This window comes from Paraburkholderia hospita (assembly GCF_002902965.1).
In the GTDB taxonomy this organism is placed as follows: Bacteria; Pseudomonadota; Gammaproteobacteria; order Burkholderiales; family Burkholderiaceae; genus Paraburkholderia; species Paraburkholderia hospita.
Genome location: NZ_CP026105.1, coordinates 3837726 through 3863483 on the forward strand (window position 1 = coordinate 3837726; position 25758 = coordinate 3863483).

General features: G+C 63.1%; 24 protein-coding genes. 5 read left to right on the plus strand and 19 right to left on the minus strand.

Features of this window, described 5'->3' with window-relative positions; genetic code table 11:
* Nucleotides 1–116: 116 nt before the first annotated feature.
* The 10 genes from C2L64_RS17495 to C2L64_RS17545 all read right to left on the minus strand — a co-directional run bounded on the left by C2L64_RS17495 (nucleotide 117) and on the right by C2L64_RS17545 (nucleotide 9095).
* Nucleotides 117–866 (minus strand): flagellar brake protein, encoded by a 750-nt coding sequence (locus tag C2L64_RS17495; protein WP_007577075.1) that lies wholly within the window; start codon nucleotides 864–866, stop codon nucleotides 117–119.
* 418 nt (nucleotides 867–1284) lie between these two features.
* On the minus strand, nucleotides 1285–2217 hold the full coding sequence (gene flgJ / locus C2L64_RS17505) for a flagellar assembly peptidoglycan hydrolase FlgJ (RefSeq protein WP_079498718.1): 933 nt from the start codon (nucleotides 2215–2217) through the stop codon (nucleotides 1285–1287).
* A 12-nt stretch (nucleotides 2218–2229) separates the two neighbouring features.
* On the minus strand, nucleotides 2230–3417 hold the full coding sequence (locus C2L64_RS17510) for a flagellar basal body P-ring protein FlgI (protein WP_086910542.1): 1188 nt from the start codon (nucleotides 3415–3417) through the stop codon (nucleotides 2230–2232).
* 2 nt (nucleotides 3418–3419) lie between these two features.
* Nucleotides 3420–4130, minus strand: coding sequence for a flagellar basal body L-ring protein FlgH (gene flgH / locus C2L64_RS17515; RefSeq protein WP_086918960.1), 711 nt, complete (start codon nucleotides 4128–4130; stop codon nucleotides 3420–3422).
* Nucleotides 4131–4180: 50 nt separating this feature from the next.
* Complete coding sequence (flgG, locus tag C2L64_RS17520) at nucleotides 4181–4969, minus strand: flagellar basal-body rod protein FlgG (RefSeq protein ID WP_007577068.1); 789 nt, start codon at nucleotides 4967–4969, stop codon at nucleotides 4181–4183.
* 51 nt (nucleotides 4970–5020) lie between these two features.
* Complete coding sequence (gene flgF / locus C2L64_RS17525) at nucleotides 5021–5779, minus strand: flagellar basal-body rod protein FlgF (protein WP_090838872.1); 759 nt, start codon at nucleotides 5777–5779, stop codon at nucleotides 5021–5023.
* 22 nt (nucleotides 5780–5801) lie between these two features.
* The gene (locus C2L64_RS17530; protein WP_007577064.1) at nucleotides 5802–7310 is read right to left on the minus strand and encodes a flagellar hook protein FlgE; all 1509 of its coding nucleotides are present in this window, start codon (nucleotides 7308–7310) and stop codon (nucleotides 5802–5804) included.
* 33 nt (nucleotides 7311–7343) lie between these two features.
* Complete coding sequence (locus C2L64_RS17535; RefSeq protein ID WP_086918962.1) at nucleotides 7344–8057, minus strand: flagellar hook assembly protein FlgD; 714 nt, start codon at nucleotides 8055–8057, stop codon at nucleotides 7344–7346.
* 11 nt (nucleotides 8058–8068) lie between these two features.
* The gene (flgC, locus tag C2L64_RS17540; RefSeq protein ID WP_007577061.1) at nucleotides 8069–8494 is read right to left on the minus strand and encodes a flagellar basal body rod protein FlgC; all 426 of its coding nucleotides are present in this window, start codon (nucleotides 8492–8494) and stop codon (nucleotides 8069–8071) included.
* Between the two features lie 109 nt (nucleotides 8495–8603).
* Nucleotides 8604–9095: a flagellar basal body rod protein FlgB gene (locus C2L64_RS17545; protein ID WP_090838874.1), complete on the minus strand. Its 492-nt coding sequence runs from the start codon at nucleotides 9093–9095 to the stop codon at nucleotides 8604–8606.
* Between the two features lie 242 nt (nucleotides 9096–9337).
* Between C2L64_RS17545 and flgA the strand changes: the two genes are divergently transcribed.
* The 4 genes from flgA (at nucleotide 9338) to C2L64_RS53265 (ending at nucleotide 11925) form a co-directional block, all read left to right on the plus strand.
* Nucleotides 9338–10597 (plus strand): flagellar basal body P-ring formation chaperone FlgA, encoded by a 1260-nt coding sequence (gene flgA, locus C2L64_RS17550; protein WP_090838876.1) that lies wholly within the window; start codon nucleotides 9338–9340, stop codon nucleotides 10595–10597.
* A gap of 105 nt (nucleotides 10598–10702) precedes the next feature.
* On the plus strand, nucleotides 10703–11044 hold the full coding sequence (flgM, locus tag C2L64_RS17555) for a flagellar biosynthesis anti-sigma factor FlgM (RefSeq protein WP_007746202.1): 342 nt from the start codon (nucleotides 10703–10705) through the stop codon (nucleotides 11042–11044).
* A gap of 98 nt (nucleotides 11045–11142) precedes the next feature.
* Nucleotides 11143–11589 (plus strand): flagella synthesis protein FlgN, encoded by a 447-nt coding sequence (locus C2L64_RS17560; RefSeq protein WP_007577053.1) that lies wholly within the window; start codon nucleotides 11143–11145, stop codon nucleotides 11587–11589.
* A 6-nt stretch (nucleotides 11590–11595) separates the two neighbouring features.
* Nucleotides 11596–11925 carry a hypothetical protein gene (locus C2L64_RS53265; protein WP_143055828.1) on the plus strand — a complete coding sequence of 110 codons (330 nt, stop codon included), beginning with the start codon at nucleotides 11596–11598 and terminating at the stop codon, nucleotides 11923–11925.
* Between the two features lie 607 nt (nucleotides 11926–12532).
* Here the strand turns inward: C2L64_RS53265 and C2L64_RS17565 are convergent.
* The 7 genes from C2L64_RS17565 to C2L64_RS17595 all read right to left on the minus strand — a co-directional run bounded on the left by C2L64_RS17565 (nucleotide 12533) and on the right by C2L64_RS17595 (nucleotide 22421).
* Entirely contained in the window at nucleotides 12533–13267 is a 735-nt protein-coding gene (locus C2L64_RS17565) for an RNA polymerase sigma factor FliA (RefSeq protein ID WP_007577051.1), read from the minus strand.
* A gap of 22 nt (nucleotides 13268–13289) precedes the next feature.
* Nucleotides 13290–14159 (minus strand): AAA family ATPase, encoded by an 870-nt coding sequence (locus tag C2L64_RS17570; protein ID WP_007577050.1) that lies wholly within the window; start codon nucleotides 14157–14159, stop codon nucleotides 13290–13292.
* On the minus strand, nucleotides 14152–15996 hold the full coding sequence (gene flhF / locus C2L64_RS17575) for a flagellar biosynthesis protein FlhF (RefSeq protein ID WP_090838878.1): 1845 nt from the start codon (nucleotides 15994–15996) through the stop codon (nucleotides 14152–14154). The genes C2L64_RS17570 and flhF overlap by 8 nt, the downstream gene beginning before the upstream one ends.
* A 1021-nt stretch (nucleotides 15997–17017) precedes the next feature.
* Nucleotides 17018–19114 carry a flagellar biosynthesis protein FlhA gene (flhA, locus tag C2L64_RS17580; protein ID WP_009771630.1) on the minus strand — a complete coding sequence of 699 codons (2097 nt, stop codon included), beginning with the start codon at nucleotides 19112–19114 and terminating at the stop codon, nucleotides 17018–17020.
* A complete protein-coding gene (gene flhB, locus C2L64_RS17585) occupies nucleotides 19111–20319 on the minus strand; it encodes a flagellar biosynthesis protein FlhB (RefSeq protein WP_039903133.1) in 1209 nt (402 codons plus the stop codon). The genes flhA and flhB overlap by 4 nt, the downstream gene beginning before the upstream one ends.
* A 235-nt stretch (nucleotides 20320–20554) precedes the next feature.
* Nucleotides 20555–21838: a DUF3443 domain-containing protein gene (locus C2L64_RS17590; protein WP_086919066.1), complete on the minus strand. Its 1284-nt coding sequence runs from the start codon at nucleotides 21836–21838 to the stop codon at nucleotides 20555–20557.
* Between the two features lie 16 nt (nucleotides 21839–21854).
* Entirely contained in the window at nucleotides 21855–22421 is a 567-nt protein-coding gene (locus tag C2L64_RS17595; protein ID WP_090838883.1) for a DUF2844 domain-containing protein, read from the minus strand.
* 961 nt (nucleotides 22422–23382) lie between these two features.
* On the opposite strand from C2L64_RS17595, the gene C2L64_RS17600 reads away from it, so the two are divergent.
* Nucleotides 23383–24453: an IS30 family transposase gene (locus C2L64_RS17600; RefSeq protein WP_079483546.1), complete on the plus strand. Its 1071-nt coding sequence runs from the start codon at nucleotides 23383–23385 to the stop codon at nucleotides 24451–24453.
* 138 nt (nucleotides 24454–24591) lie between these two features.
* Here C2L64_RS17600 and cheZ read toward each other — a convergent pair whose 3' ends face one another.
* Nucleotides 24592–25311 carry a protein phosphatase CheZ gene (gene cheZ / locus C2L64_RS17605; RefSeq protein ID WP_007587314.1) on the minus strand — a complete coding sequence of 240 codons (720 nt, stop codon included), beginning with the start codon at nucleotides 25309–25311 and terminating at the stop codon, nucleotides 24592–24594.
* A gap of 1 nt (nucleotide 25312) precedes the next feature.
* Nucleotides 25313–25708 carry a chemotaxis response regulator CheY gene (cheY, locus tag C2L64_RS17610; protein WP_007587316.1) on the minus strand — a complete coding sequence of 132 codons (396 nt, stop codon included), beginning with the start codon at nucleotides 25706–25708 and terminating at the stop codon, nucleotides 25313–25315.
* Nucleotides 25709–25758: the final 50 nt, after the last annotated feature.

Sequence of the window (25758 nt, forward strand, 5' to 3'; positions counted from 1 at the left end):
AGTAGGTGCCGCCCCGCACAGGGGCGACGCGTGAAGCTAGATAACAACTCGCGGATGCCAGCGCAAAGGCGAGCACACAACCCAGCGTCGCAGACAACCAAACCAAACCAAAACCGTTAAGTCCGCGCCAACGACCGCCTCTTCATCTCAAGCTGAGTAATCAACCGCTGAAGGGTATTCTCAGCATTCCCGGGCAGGGACAAAAACCGAAACCCAAGCGTGTAACGCTGCGTGCCATTCGGCAGATCCACAGCCCGATTCGACATCAACTCAAGATCGAGCTGCAACGTCCCGAGCGACCCAAGTATCACTTCCGTATCCAGCAACTGAACCCCATGCTCGAGCGTCGACACGCGCTCATCACTCGTCCGCATTGCCATGCCGCCAAGCGAAAGATCCTGCACCTCGAACCGGAACCCTTCCCCATCCGGCAAGCGCCCACGGCAAATATAAGGATCAAGCAACGGCGCATCGACGCGGAAATACTCACGCCGCTGCAAGTAATACAAAACCTCAGGAAAATCGGCCTCGAATGAAGGCCGCCCTTCGAACGTCGTTTCGCGCGGCGTCTTCGTGACGAAGTGCACGCGCACACCGTCCGGCGTCGCATGAAAATGGCCCTCGGGCGAAGTCAGCAGCCCGCGGTTCTGCTCGGCAAGCGCGCCCCAGTCAAACGTGAAGGTGCGCTCTCGCACGTCCACTTCGAGGATCTTCGTCACGAGCTGGCCGCCTTTGTACTGCACGGTCAGAAAATCGCCGCGATTGAGCAGATTGCGCAGTTGCACACCGATCTCAAGCGGATTGCGGCGGCCGAAGTCGACGCCTTCCATCTCGCGGTTGTCACCATTCGACTGGGTGGTATTCATGGCCTTGCCAATTTCTCTTCGTTCTTGCGGGCACGTCGCGAAAGCACCGCCAGCCGGGGCTCGGCACGGCCTGCATACTTCGCGAAACACGCGTGGGTCCGGAATTCTCCGCACCATTCCGGTATCGGGTCTGACTGTTTAGCGGCAGCGTCAGCCCAAAGTTTAGACCGGTTTTACGAAAAATTTTCCGCAAACGTTTGACACCGCAACGAAGACAGGATACGCGAATTCTGCTCGCGGTCCGAAAGTGACATAAGACAAAAACGGGAAGCCATGCGGCTCGAGCCAACCGCCGTGGCGGCGGCACCATCCGTCTGATGGTGCGACATGGCTCCGTCGCCAGCATGATGCCGTTGAAGTATTGCGTAACGACGATGAGTGACCAGAACGAACGCGGCATGCGCCGCGCTCAAGCGCGTCACACCATCTTCTGCATGATCGAAATCAGCTTCTTCGCGTAGTGCGGATCGGTCGCGTAACCGGCGCGCTGCATGCCCTGCGCGAAGCCGTTCACGTCGCGCGACGAATTGATTACCTGCGCATAACGCGGGTTCGACTTCAGGAAGCTCGCGTAGTCGGTCATCGCTTCCTCGTACGAATCGTACGCGCGGAACTTCTCGACCACACGCTGCGGGCGGCCGTTGATGTATTCAGTCGTGACCGTCGCGACGGTCTTGCCGTTCCAGTCGTCCGAGGCCTTGATGCCGAAGATGTTGTGACTCGTCGAGCCGTCCGACTTGCGGATCTCGCGCTTGCCCCAGCCCGATTCGAGCGCGGCCTGGCCGATGATGAAGCGCGCCGGAATGCCCGTCGCGGCACTCGCGGCCTGCGCCGGCGCGGCGAGCTTGTCGACGAATGCATCCACCTTGTCCGACGAGCCGTCGCCGCGCACGGCCGGCGTCAACGCGCTGTTCGCCGAGTAGCCGCGGCCCATCTTCAGCGCGCCGTTGTTCGCCGGGTTCGCGTACGCCTTCGCCAGCGCATTCATCGCGACGTTGTTGCCCGCGTTCGCATCGTCGGCGGACACGCCGGAATTGCGCATCAACTGCTTGAGCATCGCGTCGGCAACACCAATGCCCTTCGACGACATCTGTTGCGCAAGCTGCTGGTCCATCATCGACGTGAAGGTCGCCGTGTCGTGCGAATCGAACGGACCGTCGGACGGCGTCGCGTCGCGCATGCTCTTTAGCATCATCTGCGTGAAAACGGCGTCGAACTGCTTGGCCGCCGACTTCATCGCTTCACGCGGATTCGCCGCAGCCTGCGCGCGCATCGCATCGAAGCCCTGCGTGTCGAGGGCGAAGCGATTGGTCAGGTCATTCGCGGCGTTGCGCGTCGTGTCGGAGTTCATTCTTGTTGTTCCTTAGATGATCTCGAGATCGGCTCGCAGCGCACCCGCTGCCTTCATGGCCTGGAGAATCGACATCAGATCCGCGGGCGTTGCGCCGAGCGCGTTGAGCGCCTTCACGACGTCCGCGAGATTCGCGCCCGCGTTCACCATCTTGAGCGCGCCGTTGTCCTGCTTCAGCGCGATCTGCGACTGCTGCGCGACGACCGTCTGACCATTCGAGAACGCGCCCGGCTGACTCACCACCGGTTGCGTGTTGACGACAACGGACAGATTGCCGTGCGCGACGGCGCAAGTCTGCAGCGTCACCATCTGGTTCATCACGATCGAGCCGGTGCGCGCGTTCAGAATCACCTTCGCGGCGGCCTGCCCGGGCTTCACGTCGAGGTTTTGCAACTGCGCCATGAACTGCACCTGCTGCGCCGGATCGGTCGGCGCGCGCAGCTGGATCGTGCGGCCGTCGAGCGCGACAGCCGTGCCGAAGCCGAACGCGTTGTTGATCGCGGACGTGATGCGCTGCGTCGTGTCGTAGTCCATGTCGTTCAGGTCGAGCTGCATCGTGCCAGCCTGCGAAATCGTGGTCGGCACCGCGCGTTCGACGATTGCGCCGCCCGTGATGCGGCCCGCCGCAAGCTGATTGACCTGCACCTTGCTGCCGTTCGCGCTCGCCCCCGCGCCGCCGACGGCCATGTTGCCCTGCGAGAGTGCATACACCTGGCCGTCCGCGCCCTTGAGCGGCGTGAGCAGCAGCGTGCCGCCGCGCAGGCTCTTGGCATTACCCAGCGACGACACGGTTACGTCGATCGCTTCGCCGGGCCGCGCGAACGCGGGCAGCGACGCCGTCACCATTACGGCGGCGACGTTCTTCAACTGCATGCTGGACAGCGAATTGTTGCTGGAACTCGAACCCGCCTGCTGGTTATTGATCGAGATGCCGAGGTTCGCGAGCATGTTCGCGAGCGTCTGTGTCGTGAACGGCGTCTGCGTGGTCTGGTCGCCCGTGCCGTCGAGACCGACGACGAGGCCATAGCCGATCAGCGGGTTGTCGCGCACGCCCTGGATCTGCACGAGGTCCTTCAGGCGTTCCGCATGTGCGACGTCCGTCGTGACGGGCAGCGCGGCGCACGCGAGCGCGACTACTGCGAAAGCGCGTGCCGCGAAACCGGAAACGGACGTCAGGCGGAGGAAAGAGAAGGTACGCATGATCAGAACGGCGCGACGTTGAGGAAGAAGCGTTGCAGCCAGCTCATGTCCTGGGATTCGTTGATATAGCCCTTGGCCGAGTATTCAATCTTTGCGTCCGCGACCTGGGTCGAGTAAACCGCGTTCAGGCTGCTGATCGTGTTCGGATTGACGACACCCGAGAAACGCACGAACTCATTGCCCTGGTTGATCAGCATCTGCTTTTCGCCACTCACGAGCAGATTGCCGTTCGGCTGCACGCCGATCACCGTGACGGTGATCACGCCGCTGAACGTGTTCGACGCATTGGCGCCGCCCGTCGCCTTGAACGTGTTGGAACCCGTCGCGTCGAGGTTCACCTTGCCGAACAGACCACCAAGGAAGCCTGCCGTCGGCACGCCGAATGCGGTCTGGCCGTTGCGGTTCGTGTTCGCACCCGACGACTTCGTCGCGTTGATGTTTTCGGAAATGACGATGGTCAGGATGTCGCCGACATTGCGCGGACGCTGGTCTTCGAACAGCGGCCGGCCAGCGTAACCCGGGTTGTAGATCGAGCCGGGCGTCTGCAGCGACGGCGGCGGCGGCGGCACGGCCGTCATCGGTTGCTGGGTGATCGGCTCCCTCGGCACGAGCGCGCAGCCGCCGAGCGCGGCGGCGAGCACGCCAGCGCCAGCGAGCATCGACACTGCCCGCGCGCTGCGCAGAGGAATCTGGGTTCGAATGAAATGCGACATCTTGGTTACCGCCTAAGTGTTTCCGACTTTCAGCCTTACTGTCAGCCCGCTTAAACCGGCATCTGGCTGAGCGTCTGCAGCATCTGGTCGGACGTCGTCACGGCCTTGCTGTTGATTTCGTACGCGCGCTGGGTCTGAATCATGTTCACCAGTTCCTGCACGACGTTGACATTCGATGCTTCGACATAGCCCTGATTCAGCGTGCCAGCGCCGTTCAGACCCGGCGTCGCGACGTTCGGCGTGCCCGACGAGGTCGTTTCCTGGAACAGGTTTTCGCCCTTCGCATCGAGACCGGTCGGGTTGATGAACGTGGCGACCTGCAACGAGCCGATCTGCGTCGTCGCAGTCGAGCCTGCCGTCGATACCGACACCACGCCGTCACTGCCGATCGTGAGCGACGTCGCGTTCTGCGGAATCGTGATCGCGGGCAGCACCTGATAGCCGCTCGACGTGACGAGCTGGCCCTGTGCGTTGGTCTGGAACGAGCCGTCGCGCGTGTACGCGGTCGTGCCGTCCGGCATCTGCACCTGGAAGAAGCCCTGGCCGTTGATCGCGACGTCCTTCGAATTGCCCGTCTGCTGCAGGTTGCCCTGCGTGTACAGACGCTCGGTCGCAACCTGCTGCACGCCCGTGCCGAGCTGGATGCCCGACGGCAGTTCCGTCTGCTGCGTCGAGTTCGCGCCCGGCTGGCGGATGGTCTGATACAGCAGGTCTTCGAACACCGCGCGCGAGCCCTTGAAGCCGTTCGTGCTGACGTTCGCGAGGTTGTTCGAAATCGTGTCCATCTGCGCCTGTTGCGCATTCATGCCCGTGGCGGCGATATAGAGTGAGCGGTTCACTTACTTTCTCCTGAACGCAGCGTGGTGCGTTCCGTTAAATCTGCGTCGGGATTAGCTGAAGCTCAGCAACTTGTTGGCCGACTGCTCGTTCTGGTCGGCGGACTCGATCATCTTGGTCTGCATCTGGAACTGGCGGGCGTTGGTGATCATCGAGACCATCGCCGCGACCGGATTCACGTTGCTGCCTTCGAGTGCGCCTGCCGCGACCTTGACGGCGGGATCGGCGTCGGCGGGATTGCCGTCAGTCGTGTGATAGAGGCCATCGTCGCCGTGCGTGAGGCTGCCGGGCGCGGGATTCACCAGCTTCAGCTGATCGACGAGTGCAATCGTCGTGGCGGGATCGCCCGGCATCAGCGCCGAGATCGTGCCGTCGTTGCCGATCGTCACTTCCGCGCCGGGCGGCACAGCAATCGGACCGCCGCCACCCACCACCTGCATGTTGCTGGCCGTGACGAGCTGGCCGTTTGCATCGACGTGCAGGTTGCCCGCGCGCGTGTACGCTTCCTGGCCGTCGGGCGTCAGCACCGACAGCCAGCCCGGACCCTGGATCGCGACGTCGAGCGGATTGCCCGTCTGCTGGGTCGGGCCCGGCGTGTAGTCCGCGCTGGGCGTCGACGACAGCACGAAAGTGCGCGTGGTGTCGTTCTGAATCGTGCTGCCGTCGCCGAACGCCATCGGCACGGCGCGGAACGTCGCGAGCTGGGCCTTGAAGCCCGTGGTCGAGGTGTTCGCGAGGTTGTTCGCGACCACGGCCTGCTGTTCGAGCGCCTGGGAAGCGCCCGACATCGCGGTGTATATGAGCCGGTCCATGATGGTGTCGGTGCGTCAGCTATTACAGGTTGATCAGCGTCTGGTCGACGGCCTGCTGGGTCTTGATCGTCTGCGCGTTCGCCTGGTAATCGCGTTGCGCGGTGATCAGGTTCACCAGTTCGCTCGTCAGGTCGACGTTCGAGTTTTCCGTCGCGCCGCCTTGCAGCACGCCGTGGTTCGTCGAGCCGGGCGCTGCGATCACTGCGACGCCAGAAGCAGCCGTTGCCTGAAATTCGTTGTTGCCGAGGTTGATCAGGCCGTTCTGGTTCGCGAACGTCGCGAGTGCGACCTGGCCGAGCGCCGCCGTCTGGTTGTTCGAGTAGTTGCCCGTGATGGTGCCGTCGGCGCCGACCGAGAAGCTCGTCAACTGACCCGCTGCGAAACCGTCTTGCGTCAGAGAGTTGACGCCGTCCTTGCTGCCGAACTGCGTCGTGCCAGCGATGTTCAGCGTCAGACCTTGCGGCGTCGCCGAACCGTCCGAGTTCGGGATCGAGAAGTTGAACGCGAACAGCGTCGAGGTCGGGTTGCCCGACGCGTCGAGCGTGCTGACCAGGTTGCCCGACGTGTCGAACTTTGCGGTGCCGACCTTGGTGGTCGGGACGCTGCCGTCCTTGCCTGCATACACGTCCCACGAACCGGCTGCGGTCTTCACGAAGTACATGTCGACCTGCTGTTTGCCGCCCAGCGAGTCATAGACGGGCACCGACGTCGAGTAGGTGTACGTCGCGCTGTTGTTCGGGTCGAACGCCAGCGGCGTCGGCGTGATCGTTACCGCGTCGCCCGTGGCCGGCGTGCCGGCGAGCGTGATCGTTTCGCCGTTGCCGAGCTTGATCGGCGAGTTGGCGGAGTACGTGCCCGACACGCTCGAGCCGTCGCTGCCCGTCACCGTGTACGCCGTCGCGCTGGTGAAGGTGACCGTGTAGGTGTTGGCGTTCGTGCCCTGCGTGCCGTCCGTGATCGACACGCCGTTGTTCGTCAGGGTGCCCGTGTTGGTCCCGGCGAACGCCGCGGTAGGCGTGCCCAGCGCGAGTTTGTCCTGCGCGTTCAGGTTCAGGCCGGCCGTGATGCCTTTGGTGGCCGTCGGCGGAATATTGGCCGTCGGCACCTGCAGCGGCACCGTGCCCGCCGTGTTGACGACACCGTTCGCGTTCGCCGCGTAGCCCATCAGCTTCAGGCCGTCGGCGTTGACGATGAAGCCGTTCTTGTCGAGCTGGAACACGCCGTTGCGCGAGTACGTCACCGAGCCGTTATTCGACATCTGGAAGAAGCCGTTGCCGTTGATGGCGACGTGCAGCGCGATGTCGTCGTTCGTGATCGTGCCTTGCGAGAAGTTCTGCTCGACCTCCGACATGCGCGTGCCGATGCCGATCTGGTTGTTGACGGCCGTGGCGACCGAGTTCGCGTACATGTCCGCGAACTGCGCCGCACCTTGCTTGAAGCCGACGGTGTTCGCGTTGGCGATGTTGTTGCCGATGACGTCGAGGTCGCTCGATGCGCCTGCCAGTCCGCTCAATCCTTGCTGGTAACCCATGACGGTCTCCGTATCTGCTGATGCTGAATGCGTTTAGATGATGGCGGCGATCGACGTCAGGCCGACCGTCTTGCCGTTCGAGAGGACGAGGCCCGGCGTGCCGTCCGGCTGCTTGATCACGCCCTGCACCGTGGCCGCCGACAGCGTGGCCGGGCTGGTCGTGCCGTTTGCCGTCGTGCCGCTTGCGGTGAACGTGTAGTTGCCGTCGGGGAGTGCGTTGCCTTGCGTGTCCACAGGCGTCCAGCCGATAGGAATCGTGCCTGCCGACTGCTTGCCGAGGTCGATCGTGTTGACGATCTGGCCGGCCGAGTTCTTGACCGTGACCTGCACGTCCGTCGCGTCGTTCGCGAGCGTGACGCCGAAGCCCGTCGCCTTGCCCGATGCCACAGCGAAGCCGTCGCCCGGGGCGAGCACCGTCGCGCTGATCAGGCTCGCGGCCTGGGTCTGCTGGTTCGTCGTCAGTTGCGTGGCGAGCGAAGTCAGCGACGTGTTCAGCTGCGCGATACCCGTCACCGTATTGATCTGGGCCAGCTGCGAGGTCATCTGCGAGCTGTCCATCGGATTGGTCGGGTCCTGGTTCTTCATCTGCGCGATGAGCAGCTGCAAGAACGTGTTCTGCAGGTCGCTGCCCGACGTCGGGTTGGCCGACGAGCTCGACGACGACGCACTGCCCGTGCCGTTCATCGTGTCGAGTAACGTCTGCGAAACAGTCGCGCCGTTGTTGCCGATTGTGGATTGCGTAGTCAAGGAAACTCTCCTCAGGTTCCGATCGTGAGCGTCTTCAGCATCAGCTGTTTCGCGGTGTTGAGCGTTTCGACGTTGGCCTGATAAGAGCGCGAGGCCGAAATCATGTTGACCATCTCCTGCACCGGGTCGACGTTCGGCATTTGGACGTAACCGTTTGCGTCAGCGGCCGGGTTGCCGGGGTCGTAGGACGTTTTCATCGGCGTCGGGTCGTCGATGACGCCCGTCACCTGCACGCCGCCGACCTGCTGGCCCGAGCCCGTGCGCGCGCCGCCGATCGGGTTGACGGCGAACACGACCTGCTTCGCCTTGTACGGCTGGCCGTCGGGGCCCGTCGTACTGTCGGCGTTCGCGAGGTTCGACGCCGTCACGTTCAGGCGTTGTGCTTGCGCGGACATCGCCGAACCGGCGACGTTGAAAATGTTCATCAGGGATGGCATGGCTTTTCGACCTCTCTTGCCGGCACACCGGCGTCTAATCCCGTAGCGTTGTTAGTTTTTAGCGTTGGTCCAGCGCGCTGCCCTCTGTATGGAAGGCGGCGCAATGTCGTTAACCGTTCGACGTGATCGCCGACAGCATCGACTTGATCTGCTGCGACAGCACCGTCATGCCGGACTCGAAGTGCAGCGAGTTGTCGGCGAACTGCACGCGCTCGGCGTCCAGATCGACGGTGTTGCCGTCGAGCGAAGGCTGCGACGGAATGCGGTAGGCAACCCTGCCGAAGTCGTCGGTCGGGCCGCCCGTCGGGATGAGGCGCGCCTTGCCCGTCATGTGGCCCGGCTCCGTCGCGGCCATCGACATGCCTTGCGACACGCCCGCCGGCCGCGTCATCGCGAGGGGTGCGTTGTTCGAGGCGCCCGCTGTCGAGCCGCCGCTTTTCTTCAGCGCGCCCGCGAGCGACGAAGCGAAGTCGACATCGCGCGCCTTGTAGCCAGGCGTATCGGAGTTCGCGATATTCGACGACAGCAGTTCCTGCCGATAGGCACGCACATCGAGCGCCTGGCGGCCAAAGGCAAATTCGGCATCGAGTTTGTCCAGCATTGGGTTCTCCGTGGAACGGTCCGTGGCTTCCCGTTTCGCACCGCCGATCCACCTTGTTCGGTAAGCAGCGTTTCGACTGCGCTGGCCGGGATGGCCTTTTTGCATGTGGTGAATTGTGCGGGCGGTGCGCAAGTCTTAATCGGACGAATAGCCGGGGAAGGACGCCTCTATTCACCGTTTGCACCGCAGGCGCGATCTCTAGAATGCGATTCGTACCTATGCATCAACGAAGGAGTCAGACCATGCCCTTGCCCGTCAACGCTTCACGCGAAGCTCGCCGTAAGAGCGCGCGTGCTGCCCGGACGCTCTCGGCGATGGCGCTGGTCAGCGCTTGCGCGGCCGCATCCATTTCGCATGCGCAAGAGAACAACGGACCGATCGTCATTGCGGGACCCGGCGAGAAAAATCCCGCCGATCTTCAGGCACTGGCCGAGCGGATCAACACGCCTGCGCCCGCCGCTGCACCGCGTGCGAGCGTCCCGGCGCCGATGGTTGCACCCGCAACGCTCGCCGCGAATCCGCGCAGCGAAGCGGACCGTTTCGCGCAAGCCGCGCATGCGGATGGCGCGATCGTGATTGCGGGCGCGGGCGAGACGTCAGCGCAGCAAGGTGTTGCCGCTGCGCCCGCCAATATGAATGCGGGCGCGCCGGGCATGATGCGCGTGAGCCTGCAACCGGCATCGCGTCAGGTGATGCCGGTCGTGGTCGCGCCGGCTCAGGCCGTCGCGCGGCCGACAGCGGGTGTTCAGCCGATTGCGGTGAATCCGGCCGCCGGCAATGCCGCAGCGGCGCAGCTGCGCGGCGCGGCCGCTATGCCGCCCGCCGCCTCACAGACTCCGGCCCAGGCCGCCGCGCAACCGGCGGCGCCCGTGCCCGCTGGACAGCAGGACGGCGAAGCGATCCGCCGCGCCGCGCTCGCGTATTTGCAACAGCAGTCGGCGGGATTGCCCGGCAAGGTCGACATCAGCGTCGCGACGGTGTTTCCGCGCGGTCTCGCCGCATGCACGACGCTCGAGCCGTTCCTACCGACGGGCGCGCGCGTCTGGGGCCGCACGACGGTCGGCGTGCGCTGCTCGGGCGAGCGTCCGTGGACGCTGTATCTGCAGGCCAAGGTGTCGATTCACGCGACCTACTTTCTCGCCTCGCGCTCGATTGCGCCGGGCGAGCTGCTGTCCGCTGCCGATCTCATCGCGCGCGACGGCGATCTGACGCTGCTGCCGCAAGCCGTGATCACCGACCCGGCGCAGGCTGTCGGCTCGGTGTCGCTGATGCGTGTGTCGGCAGGGTTGCCGCTGCGCCGGGACATGCTGAAGAGCGCGGACTCGGTGACGATCGGGCAGTCGGTAAAAGTGGTCGCGCAAGGTGCGAATTTTGCGATTTCGGCGGAAGGCAGCGCGATGAACAACGCGTCGCCGGGCCAGCCGGTGCGGGTGAAGACGGCGAATGGGCAGATCATCCAGGGCATCGTGAAGGACGGCGGAACCGTCGTGATCCAGCTCTGACGGGTGTTACCAGCGGTTACAACTTGAAAAACGTGTCGGATCGGTTGACCTAAAGTTCGATGGATGGATGCCGTTAATTCATTCAAATCGTTCAGGAAGCCAATCGTGAAAGTTGATTCCACTACCCATTCAGGCCTGCAGACGTTGAAAGACGGGCTGCAGCGCACGCAGCAAGGCGACGCCGCCACGACGGGCGGCGCAGGTACGGCAACGTCGACGGCCACGGGCGCGTCGGGCGACGCCAATGTGAATCTGTCGGGGCTGTCGTCGCATTTGCACAGCCTCGCGAGCGCCGGTTCGTCGGATATCGACACGGCGCATGTCGAGTCGATCAAGTCGGCGATCAAAAACGGCACGTTGACGATCGACTCCGGCAAGATCGCCGATGGCGTGCTGGCGACGGCACGCGACCTGTTGCAGAAGAAGAGCCAGTCGTCCGGCAACTGATGGACGCACCGATGGACGGTGCGGCGGGTGCCGGGCGGTATTTGTGACAAATCCGGTTTGCGTGCTGCGCGAGCCGGTGCCTAGCGAGTTGCTTTGTGATGAAAGACGCCCTGCTTGCCACCGTCATTGACGAATATTCCGCTGTGGAGCTGTTCGCTTCCGTCCTCGCTGCTGAGGAGAAGGCGCTGACCACGGTGCATCCCATCGACACGCTGCCGCCCATCGTCGAAAAGAAGATGGAATTGGTGGAGCGGCTCTCCACGCTGGAGAAGGCGCGGGATTCGCAGCTTTCGCAGCTGGGTTATCCTGGTGGATGGAAGGGGATGGAGCTGGCTGTGGCGGCTGATTCTCGTCTTGCGACGCAGTGGGCTTTGTTGCAGAAGGCTGTTGAGCGGGCTCGGCGGTTTAATACCACCAACGGTGCTTTGATTCGGACTCGAATGGAGTACAACCGGCGGGCGCTCGCCGCGCTTAATGTTGCTGTTGGGCCCGAGCGGGGCGCGCTTTATGGGCCCGATGGGCGGGTTCCAGCCTTTGGGATGTGATTTTTTTTGAAGGGGGTTCTCCCCTTCTGGATTCCCTGTTTTTTTGCTTTTTCCTGGCCGGTGCTCTTTTTGAGTATCGGCTTTTTCGTTTTTGGGGTGTCTGCGAAGCTGGTGTGGTTTGCTTTGGCTTCCGCTGGCATCCGCGATGCGTTAGCCTTCTTCACGCGTCGCCCCTGTGCGGGGCGGCACCTACTTTTCTTTGCCGCCGCAAAGAAAAGTAGGCAAAAGAAAGCGGCTAACACCGCCAACATTTCTTCTTGCCTGAGGGCCCCCAACCGGTCCTACGCTTCGCACGGCAGCATTTCTGTTCGCGTTCGTTGCCAACGCTTCGAATGATCGCCTCACCCACTTCAAACACCCGAACAAGAGCTAGCGGCAGCGAACGGTATGTGCCGCCTAGGTGGCAAACTGTGTGTAGGTTGTCGCGACGTATAGGTTGGCGCTCTTACAGGGTGGAACGCGTGCGCTATCGGTCCGAAGTGAGGCGTGCGAGGTGCTACGGCCTACATACAGTTTGCCACCTGGGCGGCGGCGGAATATCTGGCACGGCGTGTCGCGACGCGGACGCGTGAAGCGGGTGAGGCGTCAATTCAAAGCGTTGGCAACAAACATGCGTCACGTGGTTGCCGTGTGAAGCGTGGGACCGGTTGGGGGCCCTCAGGCAAACACAAGAATTAGCGGTGTTAGCCGCTTTCTTTTGCCTACTTTTCTTTGCGGCGGCAAAGAAAAGTAGGTGCCGCCCCGCACAGGGGCGACGCGTGAACGGCAAACACCGTAGCGCGGATGCCAGCGAAAAAGCAAGCACACCACCCCAGCGTCGCAGACAAACCAAAACCCCAAAAGCAAAAGCCGACCTTAAAAAAGATCGGCCCTCGAAGAAGAATAAAGCCATCCCAGCAGCCCGCAGGGCAAAAGCAACAGCAACAGCAAAATCAAAAGCGCATCAGCTAGTTTCAGCCGAAGCCCATGCCTGCTCGCGCAGCCGAGTCCTCAACCGCGCAACCGCCTGCGAATGCAGCTGACAAACCCGCGACTCGCTAACTTCCATCACCGCCCCGATCTCGCGCAAATTCAACCCACGCTCGTAATAGAGCGACATCAAGAGCTTCTCCCGCTCGGGCAACCGATCAATCGCCTCAACCAAAGCCCCGCGCAGCGAGTCATCAAGCAATGCCGACAACGGATCAGAATGATCAACGCAATACCGATCAAGAAACGGCTCATCATCGGCCGACCGATCAAAGTCTTCGTAATAGATCAACTGACTGCCGTGCAGATCCTGCAACATCGACTGATACTCATCGAGCGGCATCTTCAAATGCTCAGCAATCTCAGTCTCGCTAGCCGAGCGCCCCAGCGACTGCTCAACCTGATGCACGGCCGACTCGACCTCGCGCGACGTGCGCCGCAAGCTCCGCGGCAACCAGTCATTGCTGCGCAACTCGTCGAGCATCGCGCCGCGAATCCGCTGGCTCGCGTATGTCTCGAACTGCGCGCCCTGGTCTTCCTTGTAGCGGCTCGCCGCATCCAGCAGACCAATCATGCCCGCCTGAATCAGATCGTCGAGATCGACGCTCGCCGGCATCTTCGCCACGAGCTGCAAACCGAGACGGCGCACCAGTGGTGCGTACTTCGTCAGAACCTCGGCTTGCGAAATTTTTCCTTGAGCGTTGTACATCGTGCTCCCCTTGTCCTTGCCTTCACGCGTGCTGCGCTGACGGTTGATCGGCGTATTGCGCCGCTGTTACGGTCGTCGGCGGCACGCCATGCGTCCGTGACGAAATCGCTGGCCGCATCGGCCAGTACTGCAGTTCGGCTGCGATATGACGGAAATCGCGCGCAGCAGGTGCCGATGGGAATGCATCGACGACACAACGCGACAACTCCATGGCTCGCGCCATCAAAGGATCGGCTGCCACGCAGCCGGCATCTTCAAGCGACACGGCGAGATAACGCCCCGCCACGCCTGCCAGGTTCTCAAACGCGGTATGCGCGTCGGCCACGCTCTGCACGTGATTCACCAGCACGCGGAACTGCGCGATCGCATGCGCGAAGTGCAGGCGCTTCATGCACGCGTACGCGTCGGTGATCGCCTGCGCCGCGACGCGCGTCACCACCATCACGTCGTGCGACTGCATCGCGAGCGCTGACAGCGAGCCTTCGCGGTCCACCTGCGCGTCGATCAGCACGACATCCGCCGGTCCGCTCAGCACCACGCCCATCTGCTCGCGCGTGCAGCTCTCGCGATTGCCGCGCGACGCATTGAGCACCGCGAAGCCCAGCGCATGCCGTCCAGCCGCTTCGTCGAGCGTCATCTCGCCGCGCATCACGGCAGCGACATTGCCCGCGCCGCGCACGCCGCCCAGCATCGCGCTCACCGAACGCTCGCCAAGACTTTCGTCGATGACGAGCACATCCTTGCCCTGCTCGGCGAGCGCGGCGGCGAGATTCACCACCGTCGTCGTCACCCCTACGCCGTGCGAGCCCCCTGCGACCGCTATGACCCGCGAGCCGGAGCGCGCAAGCAGACGCCGCAGTCCTTCAGCCTGGTCCAGCACGAACTTATCCAAAGCGAACCTCGTGCAGATCGGCGGTCGAGCGGGCCGACAGGGCCGACAGCAGCGCCGGCACGTCCTCATCCTGTGGGACGAACGGCGAGTTCTCGCGCGGAATGCAGAAGGCGCTCTTGATCAGGAATTTCTTCGTCGCGACGTACAGGTTCTCCGGCACCTTTTGTCCCGTCGACACGTAGTGCACGGGCAGCTTGTAGCGGATCACCGTATCGAGGACGCTGCCCAGGTTGGTCGCTTCGTCGAGCTTGGTCAGGATGCAGCCGGCGAGCGGTTGCTGGTCCGGCGCATTCTGATATGCCTGCACGACCTCATTCAGCGTGTCGCCGTGGCTCGTCGCGTTCAGCAGCAGCAGGCGCTGCACGGGCTGACCGGCGCGGCACAGCATCGCGATCTGATCCGAAACCAGACGATCGCGCTGGCTCATGCCGATCGTGTCGATCAGCACGATATGTTTGTTGCGCAGCTCCGAGAGCGCGAGCTGCAGGTCGGCGCTGTCCTTCACGGCATGCACGGACACGCCCAGAATCTTGCCGAAGATGCGCAGTTGCTCGTGGCCGCCGATCCGGTAGCTGTCGGTGGTGAGCAACGCGACCTTGCTGGCGCCGAAGCGCATCACGCAGCGCGCGGCGAGCTTGGCCGTGGTCGTGGTCTTGCCGACACCCGTCGGGCCCATCAGCGCGAACACGCCGCCGCGCTCCATCAGCGCGTCTTCGTTTTCCATCACGGGCACGTTCGATTCGAGCACCGTCTTGACCCATTCCATGCCCTCGTCCATTCCTTCGACTTCGGGCAGGTTGTCGATCACCATCTTCACGAGCTGCGCCGAGAGGCCGGCAGCGAACAGGTGCCGCGTCAACGCTGCGTGCGTCGGGCTGCGGCGCTGGCGATCGGCCCACACGAGGCCTGCGAACTGCTCTTCCATCATGCCGCGCATGGAAGTGAGCTCCTGCATCACGGTCTCGTTGACCATCTGCTCGAGGCGCGACTTGATCGATTCCGTCAGCGCGGCGGCCTGCTTCGGCGTCATATCGGCGGTGGCTGCGTTCTTGCGCGGGTCGCGGGCCGTGTTGATGTCGCCTGCGCCCTCTGCGGTCGTCGGAATCACGTTGTGCTTTTGCGCGGCGCGGCGTGCGGCGAGTTGCGCGGCTTCGCGGGCCCAGTCGGGCTTCGCTTCTTCGTTGACTGCATCGACGGGCGTACCCAGGCCTCGCGCCATCGCGGCGGCCGGCGTCATCGTCGGATTGGCTGCGTGGACCACGTCCTTTGACGCGATGCGGCGCGCGTGATCGATCAGCCAGGGGTTCGTTTCGGCCATCGTGCGCTGACGGGCCAGCATGTCCGGCATGGCTGCCGCTGCGGGTTTCGCCGGTGCGGCGGGCATTTCGCTGCGCAGGTCGACGCGGACGTCGTCCGTTGCGCGCGCGGGGTTCGTCTGGCTTTCGACTGCCGCGTTGTCGGCGGAGGCCGTTTGCGGCTCGGCCTTCTCTTCGCTCGTGGCGGGCATGCGTTCCGTGCCTGCTTCGGGGCTTGCGCCGAACACCGACGAGAACACGTCGGGCATTCCGCTCGCATACGGGTTGTTGACGGGCATCGAGGGGAGCATCGGCACGCGTGCGCCGGCGGCTGCCCCGTTCGCGCCTGCGCCCTGGCTGGCGGCGCCTTCCTGGCTGCGCGGCGTGATCGCGCTCAGATCGCGGTCGGTGACTGCGACGATTTCGACACTGCCATCATCGTTGGTGCGGTTCGACAGCACGACTGCATCGGAGCCCAATGCCTCGCGGACGAGACGCAGCGCGTCGCGACTCGTTGCACCGACAAATTTGCGAATGTTCAAGCTGTTCTCCGATGAGCTGCCCGGTTCGGCGATATACCGTTTCCCGATGAGATGAATTATTGCGGGAGACGTCTATTGGCCATCGGGCAATAAAGACGGTGAAACGCTGGCAATTCGGGCAATGGAACTTTGTGCCGGTTCCCGGTTGGGATTTGTTGTGTGCCTTTGCGGCACGGGCATCCCGCCTGGGTATGGAGTTTTTTTTGCCTCCCGGGCGGGGTGTTGGCTGCGCACACGGTTTGGTGTTTGGGCTTAGCGTTGGCGTCCGCGGTTTGCCTTCGTGGCTCGGTCGGCTTGGTTGCTTTGGCGTTTGCGCTGGCATCCGCGCTGTGCCTTCGTGCTTCACGCGTCGCCCCTGTGCGGGGCGGCACCTACTTTTCTTTGCCGCCGCAAAGAAAAGTAGGCAAAAGAAAGCGGCTAACACCGCCAACACGTCTTCCTGCCTGAGGGCCCCCAACCGGTCTTACGCTTCATACGGCGGCGTCTTTGTTTGCGTGCGTTGCCAACGCTTTGAACAATCGCATCACCCGCTTCAGGCACCTGTACAACGGCAAGCGGCAGCGAAAGGTACGCGCCGCCTAGGTGGCAAACTGTGTGTAGGTTGTCGCGGCGTATAGCCTGGCGCTCTTACACGGTGGAACGCGTGCGCTATCGGTCCGAAGTGAGGCGTGTGAGGTACTACGGCCGACACACAGTTTGCCACCTGGGCGGCCGTGGAATAGCTGGCACGGCGTGCAGTAGTGCGGGAGCGTGAAGCGGGTGAGGCGCACCGCAAGAGCGCTGGCAACGAACTTGGGTCACGTGGTTGCCGTGTGAAGCGTAAGAACCTTTGGGGACCCTCAGGCAAACACTAGAACTGGCGGTGTTAGCCGCTTTCTTTTGCCTACTTTTCTTTGCGGCGGCAAAGAAAAGTAGGTGCCGCCCCGCACAGGGGCGACGCTTGAACGGCCAACACCGTAACGCGGATGCCAGTGCAAAACACAAGCAAACCACCCAGCGTCGCAGACAAACCAAAAACCCCTTACGTTCCAATCACATTGACCACTCGCACATGCCGAGTATCCGGCACTTCCGCATAAGAAAGCACCTTCAACTGCGGCAAGCTACGCCGCAAAAACCTCGCTAACATCGCCCGCAGCGAATGCTGCACAAGCATCACCGGCGAGAGCCCCATATTCTGCTGCCGAGTCATCGCCTTCTGCGTTTCCATCAAAAGCGTATTAGCGAGGCCCGGCTCAAGCCCCGGATTCGCCCCCGTCGCAAGCGCCTGGGTCAAAAGCCGCTCCAGATGCGCATCAAGCCCCATGACCTGGATATCGCCATTGCCAGGGAACCACTGCTGCGTAATCGCGCGCCCAAGCGAAAGCCGCACAGCAGCCGTCAGATCGTGCGGATCGGTAATCTTGGACCCATGCTCCGACAGCGCTTCGAGAATCGTCCGCATATCACGAATCGGCACCCCCTCTTCGAGCAGGTTCTGCAGCACCTTCTGCAACGTAGCAACAGGCAACATCTTCGGCACGACATCATCAACCAGCGGCGCAGCATCCTTCTGCATCCGCTCGATCAGCGCCTGCACTTCCTGGCGGCCGAGCAGCTCCGCCGCGTGCGTGACAACGAGGTGATTCAGGTGCGTCGCGACCACAGTGCTCGAGTCGACCACGGTGTAGCCGTACACCTGCGCCTGCTCACGCAAATTCGTATCGATCCAGATCGCCGGCAGGCCGAACGCAGGATCGGTGGTCGGGGTGCCGGGCAGCGCCGCGGTGACCTGACCAGGATTGATCGCGAGCCACTGCCCCGGATACGCCTCGCCGACGCCCACTTCCACACCCTTCAGCGCGATTCGGTAGCCGTTCGGCCGCAACTCCAGGTTGTCGCGAATATGAATAACCGGCGGCAAGAAGCCAATTTCCTGCGCGAACTTCTTGCGGATGTTCTTGATGCGCTTGAGCAGTTCGCCATCCGAGTTCTTGTCGACAAGCGGAATCAGCCGATAGCCAACTTCCAGCCCCAGCGCGTCGATCATCGTCACGTCGTCCCAGCTGGCTTCCGAGCCTTCCGTCGGCGTGAGCGCCTGCGGCGCGACTTCGGCGAGGGCCGTCGACGTCTTGCTCTGCGTCGCGCGCTTTTTCATCACGCGGGCGAGCTGGATCGCGCCGCCGCCCAGCAGCAGAAACGCAAAGTGCGGCATGCCGGGGATCAAACCCATCAGCACGAGGATCGAGCCCGTGATCATCAGCACGCGCGGGTTCGTGAACAACTGGCCCGTCAACTGCGTGCCGATGTCTTCGTCGGTCGCGACGCGCGACACGATCACGCCCGCCGCCGTCGAAATCACCAGCGACGGAATCTGCGCGACGAGGCCGTCACCGATGGTCAGCAGCGTGTAGGTCTTGCCCGCGTCGGCGAAGTCCATGCCGTGCTGCACGACCCCGACGATCAGCCCGCCGAGAATATTGATCACCATGATCAGCAGACCGGCGATCGCATCGCCGCGCACGAACTTGCTCGCGCCGTCCATCGACCCGTAGAACTCGGCTTCCTGCCCGACTTCCAGACGGCGCTTGCGCGCCTGGTCCTCGTTGATCATGCCGGCGTTCAGGTCGGCGTCGATCGACATCTGCTTGCCGGGCATCGCGTCCAGCGTGAAGCGCGCGGACACTTCCGCGATACGTCCCGCGCCCTTCGTGATCACCATGAAGTTGATCACCATCAGGATCACGAACACGACGATACCGACCGCGAAGTTGCCGCCCACGAGGAAGTGGCCGAACGCCTCGATCACGGCGCCCGCCGCACCCGGGCCCGTGTGGCCTTCGAGCAGCACGATACGCGTCGACGCGACGTTCAGCGACAGCCGCAGCAGCGTCGAGAACAGCAGCACGCTCGGGAAGGCCGCGAAATCGAGCGGCTTCATGGTGTACATGCTGACGAGCAGCACCATGATCGACAGCGCGATGTTGAACGTGAACAGCAGATCCAGCAGGAACGGCGGCAACGGCAGGATCATCATGCCGAGGATCATGCAGATCAGCAGCGGGCCCGCCAGCGCCCGCAAGTTGGTCCCGCTCAGCGCGTCCGGCCGTCGTGAAAGGAAACCCGCGCGCGCGTTCATGCTGATACTCCATTACTTTGATTGTCGCCGCCGAGCGAATCGGCAGCTTCCTGGTCGGCGTCGTCATCCGGCACACCGCCCTTGTCCAGTTCCGCCGGAACTTCGAGATCCTTCGGAGCGACAGGCGCGACGCCGCCGTCTTCCTTGAAGCGGCGCAGTTGATAGACCCACGCGAGCACTTCCGCGACGGCGCCGTACAGCGCGCCCGGAATCTCGCGATTCAGTTCGACGTTGTGATACAGCGCCCGCGCGAGCGGCGGCGCTTCGAGCAGCGGCACGTTGTTCTCGACCGCCAGTTCGCGGATGCGCGCGGCCACCAGGTTCACGCCCTTGGCCACCACCTTCGGCGCACCCATTTCGCCGTCCGTGTATTGCAGCGCGACCGCGAAGTGCGTCGGGTTGGTCACGACGACATCCGCCTTCGGCACGTTCGCCATCATTCGGCGCCGCGCCATCGCACGTTGCTGCGTACGCAGACGCGCCTTCACGTGCGGATCGCCTTCGCTTTCGCGGTGTTCGCGCTTCACTTCTTCCTTCGTCATGCGCAGCTTCTTGTGAAAGCTCCACAGTTGATACGGCACGTCGAGCGCGGCGATCACGAACATGCCCGCGACCGTCATCGCGCAGCACACGGCAACCAGATGCCCGGCATTCGACAGCGCCACGTGCAGCGGCTGTGTCCCGAGCGCGAGCATGTCATCGCGCCGGTGCCAGATCGCCGTCGCGGCGATCACGGCGACGACGAGGATCTTCGCCAGCGACATGCCGAGCTGGATCACGCCGTTGATCGAAAAGATGCGGCCGATGCCCGCGATGGGGTTCAGCCGCCCGAAATTCGGCGACAGCGATTTGGTCGACAGCAGCCAGCCGCCGAGCGCCATCGGCGCGAGCAGCGCGGCAAGGCCCGTCATTACGAGCAGCGGCAGCAGTACGAAGCCGCCCTCGCGAGCCACAGTGCCGGCACTCGTCAGCGCGCGCTTCGTGTCGAAGACCGTGTCGTGGTTGAACGTGAAGGCCGTGCGGAGCATCGTCTGCACGTGCTCGCCGATCATGCCGGACATGCCCCACGCGCCGAGAAACCCGGCCGCGACGAGCGCGAACGTCGCCAGCTCCCGCGAACGCGCAACCTGCCCCTCCTCCCGCGCCTTTTCCAGGCGCCGGGGAGTGGCTGATTCGGTTTTTTCGAGGTCGCTATCCTCTGCCAATGCGCTCTCCAGCTGGACGGGCACCATGCCCTTTTTCAGTGAGAGCGATTATTCCTGCAGACGTCGAGTGGCGATTGGCGGATAAGGGCGGGGAAACCGGGGTATTTCAACCGATGGACGGCGCAAGGGCGCGCCGCCGGGTTCGCGGGCGGGCGGGCATGGCGCGACGCGCGGCGGCCCGCCCGGAAGCGGGCCGCCCGCGCCGACATCGAAACTCGACCAGCAAGCCGCGGCGTCAGAACGCAACAAATGGCGCCGCGCCGCCCGTCGCGCGCTTGTCGACCCCGTAATAGACATAACGTCCGAAGAAGAACGGCAAGCCGAGGTCGAATGCGCTCAGCGAGCCGATCTGCCCCCCGAGATCGTTGAACGCGTAGTTGTTCGCGTTGCTGAGCAGCGTCTGGGCGTTCGCGATGTTGATCGTCAGCGCCCCCGTCGCACCGTTTGCGCCGACCAGGGTCACGGTGCGCTGCTGCGTCGAGGCTGGGCAATAGAACGACGCCAGGTTGCCGCCGCACAGCGCCAGCGAGCTGTCCGGGAAGAAATAGCCGTTCGAGCCCGAATCCATGAATGTGCGGATCGTCGAGCCGTTAAACATGCTGGCGACGAGGTCGCCCGACGCATCGGTCGTATAGGTCGTGCCGGCCGCGTTGCCGTTGTTCGACTGTGTGCCGATGCCGAATACGACCGTTCCTGTCGCCGTCGCTGCGCCGTTCGATGAAATCGGCGCCATCTGCACGATCACGCCGTTGTTATCGACGGGGAAGTTCGGAATCGGGTTGGCGACCTGCTTCGTCGTCTCGGCCAGCGTACGCGTACAGTTCGTGCCGCTCGGGCATGCGTAATAGTTGCTGAACTGCGAGACGTTGGCCTGGACCGAGCAGGCCACGCCGCAATCGACGGGCGCGACGCCAAGTCCAAGAATGCCGTTGGCGCCGAGCGCACTGGCCGAGCTCTCGTTCGCGCCGTTTACGCAGCCACTCGGAATGGTCGAGTCGGCCATGTCGCCGATTACCTGGATCGGGATGATGCTCGTTACTTCTCCGCTGATCTTGACGGTCGCGGTGCGCGTCGTGCCCCACGTGAAGCCGTCCGCGAAGTGGGTGCATTCGGCGAGCTGGCCGCCTGCCGTGGCCTGCTGGACGGGCAGCGAGTTCGCGAGCGAGCCGAGCGCCGAATTGACGACGCGCAAGCCGAACGAACCGGTGTCGAGCAGCACGTTGTCGATGGTTGCGCAGTTGGTTGTGGAGCCCGGCGCGCAGACCGTCACGGAAACGGTCGGAATATTGATGATGCCCGCTACGCCCCGCCCGACTGTCACGGCAACCGTGTTCGCCGCATTCGCGGCGATCGGCTGCTGGTTGGGTCCGCTGTTGCTGCTGCTGTTGTTCGACGAAGACGACGAATCGCCGCCTCCGCCGCCGCAGCCCGCGACGAATGCTGTCATCGCGACGACGGACATGGCGAGTACGGCCTTCACGACGCTGACGCACGCTTCGAGCTTCAACCCAAATCGCATGATGGATCTCCCGTCGTCACTGGATGTCGGTGCCGCTCACGCCGGCGGGCAATGCCTGCGGCAGATAGGCCTGGCCGGAGAACGCGCCCATGTGGCCGCCCGAATGCACGACGAGTCCGCTGTCCTGCACGATGCCCGGGCCGTGGCCGCCGCCGCGCACCTTGCGCGCGCTGGTCACGCCCGCCACGTATTGCGGGAAATAGCTGCCGAGCAGGTCGGACAGATTGGGCATTTGCGGCCCGCTCCATGCGAGGCCGAACACGCTGCCCGCCGACGAGATGTATTCGCGGATCACCGTGCCGTTGCCGAGCGTCGTTTGCCGGACGGTGTAGGACGCCGATGCGCCGGTTGAAGAGGAAGAAGTCGTGGCGCCCGAACTGGCCGACGATGCGCTGCGCATCACGGCAATGCCATTTGACGATGGCGCGGGGATGGTGCGCGTGGTTTCGCTGGATCCGGTGGGCGGCGTCATTGGATCTCCGCCTAGCGCGGCGTTCGCGGGTAGCGGAACGAGCAGGACGGGCAGCGAGCAGCAGAATCCCAGAGCTGAAGCAAACACAGCACGGCTGAAGCGGATCGACATGGTTGTGTGCCTCCCACAATCGACAGCGGACAATGCCCGCGCAATTCGCGGGCCCGGCTTGTTGATTCAGGGAGCAAGCTGCATGGCGCGTGCAGACGCGCGTTATGCGTAATGGGGCGTCGATTACGTCGCGCGCCTGTCTCCCTTGGGGGTAGTATGCCAGCGGTTTGTGTCTGCGACGGGTTTTTGGGGTTTCTTGTCTGCGACGCTGGGTGGTGGTTTGCTTTTCTGCGCTGGCATCCGCGTAGCGTCTTCGCGGCGCGAGCGGTTTGGTTTTTGGGCTTTGCGCTGGCGTCCGGGTTATGACTTCGTGGCTCGGTGGGGTTGGTTGTTCTAGCTCTTCCGCTGGCATCCGCGTGTTGCCTTCGTGCTTCAAGCGTCGCCCCTGTGCGGGGCGGCACCTACTTTTCTTTGCCGCCGCAAAGAAAAGTAGGCAAAAGAAAGCGGCTAACACCGCCAACATTTCTTCTTGCCTGAGGGCCCCCAAAGGGTCTTACGCTTCACACGGCAGCATTTCTGTTCGCGTTCGTTGCCAACGCTTCGAATGAGCGCCTCACCCACTTCAAACATCCGAACTTGGGCTAACGGCAGCGAATGGTATCGGCCGCCTAGGTGGCAAACTGTGTGTAGGTTGTCGCGGCGCATAGCTTGGCGCTCTTACAGGGTGGGACGCGTGCGCTATCGGTCCGGAGTGAGGCGTGTGAGGTGCTACGGCCTACACACAGTTTGCCACCTGGGCGGCCGTGGATTGTCTGGCGCGACACGCTGAGACGCGGGTGCGTGAAGCGGGTGAGGCGCACCGCAAGAGCGTTGGCAACAAACATGAGTCACGTGGTTGCCGTGTGAAGCGTAGGACCCTTTGGGGGCCCTCAGGCAGGAACAAGAATTAGCGGTGTTAGCCGCTTTCTTTTGCCTGGCGGTTTCAAGGATCAAGTGCAACACTTCATTTAGGATGTGTTGCATGGGACAAAAATACGAACACCTTGGTGCCGAGGAGCGCGGTGCTATCTTTGCAATGAAGCAGGAGAACAAGAGTACGCGGGAGATTGCACGTGTGTTACGGCGTTCGCCAGCCACGATCAGCCGTGAACTCAGGCGCAATGGCTGGAAGCCGGATCATGAGCGAGGTCCAATGGGACGTCCCGCTATCGCTGGCGGCTACAATGCCGCGAACGCGGGCCGCCGGGCGGCAAGGCTGCGGCGCAAGCCGCGCTGTGAGCGCAAGCTGCATCCTGACGGACCATTGTGGGCCGAGGTACGTCAATACCTGGAAGGCGGCCTCTCGCCTGAGCAGGTGTGCGCCCAACTCGAACGTGTGCATCCCGAAGAACCTGCCTTGAACGTCTCGCACGAAACGATCTACCACGCCATCTATGCCGCGCCGCGTGGCGCATTGCGGCGTGAACTGGTTGCCCTGCTCAGGCAGGGGCGTAGCACGCGCAAGCCGCGCACACGCGGGCAGGACCGCCGTGGGAAGCTCGTCGACATGGTGAGCATTCATGTGCGCCCGCCCGAGGCCAACGACCGGTTGATTCCGGGCCACTGGGAAGGCGATCTGATCAAGGGTGCGGGCAACCGTTCGGCCGTGGGGACCCTGATTGATCGCAGCACCCTGTTCGTGATGCTGGTGAAGATTGATGGCAGCACCGCCGAGGCGGCGCTTGATGCCTACAGTGCGGCGTTCGCGCCGCTGCCGGCAGAACTGCGCCAGACCCTGACGTACGACCAGGGCAAGGAAATGGCAGAACATAAAAAGCTTGCCGAGGCCACCGGTATCCGTATCTACTTCTGCGATCCGCACAGCCCCTGGCAACGCGGTATCTGCGAGAACACCAATGGTCTGCTGCGCCAGTACCTGCCCAAAGGCACAGACCTCTCCGTGTTCTCGCAGCGCCAGCTCGACCTGATCGCGATGCGCATGAACATCCGTCCGCGCAAGACGCTCGGCTGGAAGACCCCTGCAGAAGCTTTTATGGAAAAATGCGCGGAACAGGATATTGCGATCAACCCCGCTGTTGCACTTAGCCTTTGAAACCGCCCCTACTTTTCTTTGCGGCGGCAAAGAAAAGTAGGTGCCGCCCCGCACAGGGGCGACGCTTGAAGCACGAAGGCAACACGCGGATGCCAGCGAAAACACAAGCAAACCACCCAGCGTCGCAGACAAAAAAAATCAAAACCCGAGACTAGCCAGCAGATCATCGACCTGCCCCTGATCCTGCACAACATCGGCCTTGCCTTCGGGGTTGATCTGCGGCCCATTCAGCAAACTTTCCGGACTGCCAGTCGGCGAAATCGCCTCATGCTGCGCCTCAGCAACAAGCTGCTGCGCCGTAGCAGCAAACTGCTCACGCCGCTCGGCAGCAATATTGTCGATCAGCACCCCGAGCAACTGCTGCTCGATCAGATAAACAACATCCGTGATCTTCTTGATCACCTGGCCCGTCAGATCCTGAAAGTCCTGCGCCATCATGATCTCGAGCATCTGCGCGTTAGTCGCAGTGGTCAGCTCCGGCACCCCGCGGAGAAAAGTCCGCGTGTCATTCATCAACGCGCGCACTTCCTCCCGCTCGATAGGCGCCGCATACCACTGCTCCCAGCGCGCGTCGAGTTCCGCCGCGTCCTGCTGCAACTGCTCCTGCATCGGCTTCGCCACTTCGATCGCCGACAGCACGCGCTCGGCCGCCTGCTCGGTCATCGTCGCGATGTACTTCAGACGGTCGCGAGCATCCGGCACCGCCTCCGCCGCGCGCTCGACATGTTTGTCGATCCCCAACTCGCGCATCGAATCGCGCAGCGTGCGCGTCAACTGTCCAATGCGGGCGAGGATGCGGTCGGTAGCGAGGTCAGTGCCGTCGTCCCTGGCGCCCTGCTCGTCGATGGGTGGGTTCACATCAGCTCCCGGTTTTTGCCATCTTCTCGAGAATCTTGTTGAGCTTCTCGTCGAGCGTCGCAGCCGTGAACGGCTTCACCACGTAGCCGCTTGCGCCAGCCTGAGCCGCCGCAATGATGTTTTCCTTCTTCGATTCGGCCGTCACCATCAGCACGGGCAGATGCGTGAGCGACGCGTCCGCGCGGATTTCCTTCAGCATCGCGAGGCCGTCCAGGTTCGGCATGTTCCAGTCCGAAATCACGAACTCGTACGCACCGCTGCGCAGACGCGCAAGACCCGCCGCGCCATCTTCCGCTTCGTCGACGTTCGAGTAGCCCAGTTCCTTCAACAGATTGCGAACGATCCGGCGCATCGTCGGAAAGTCGTCCACAACCAGAATCTTCATTCCCTTATCCATTTCCTGTTCCTTTTTCCCCAATCCAGATCGTGCGGTGATCTTCGGCTTAT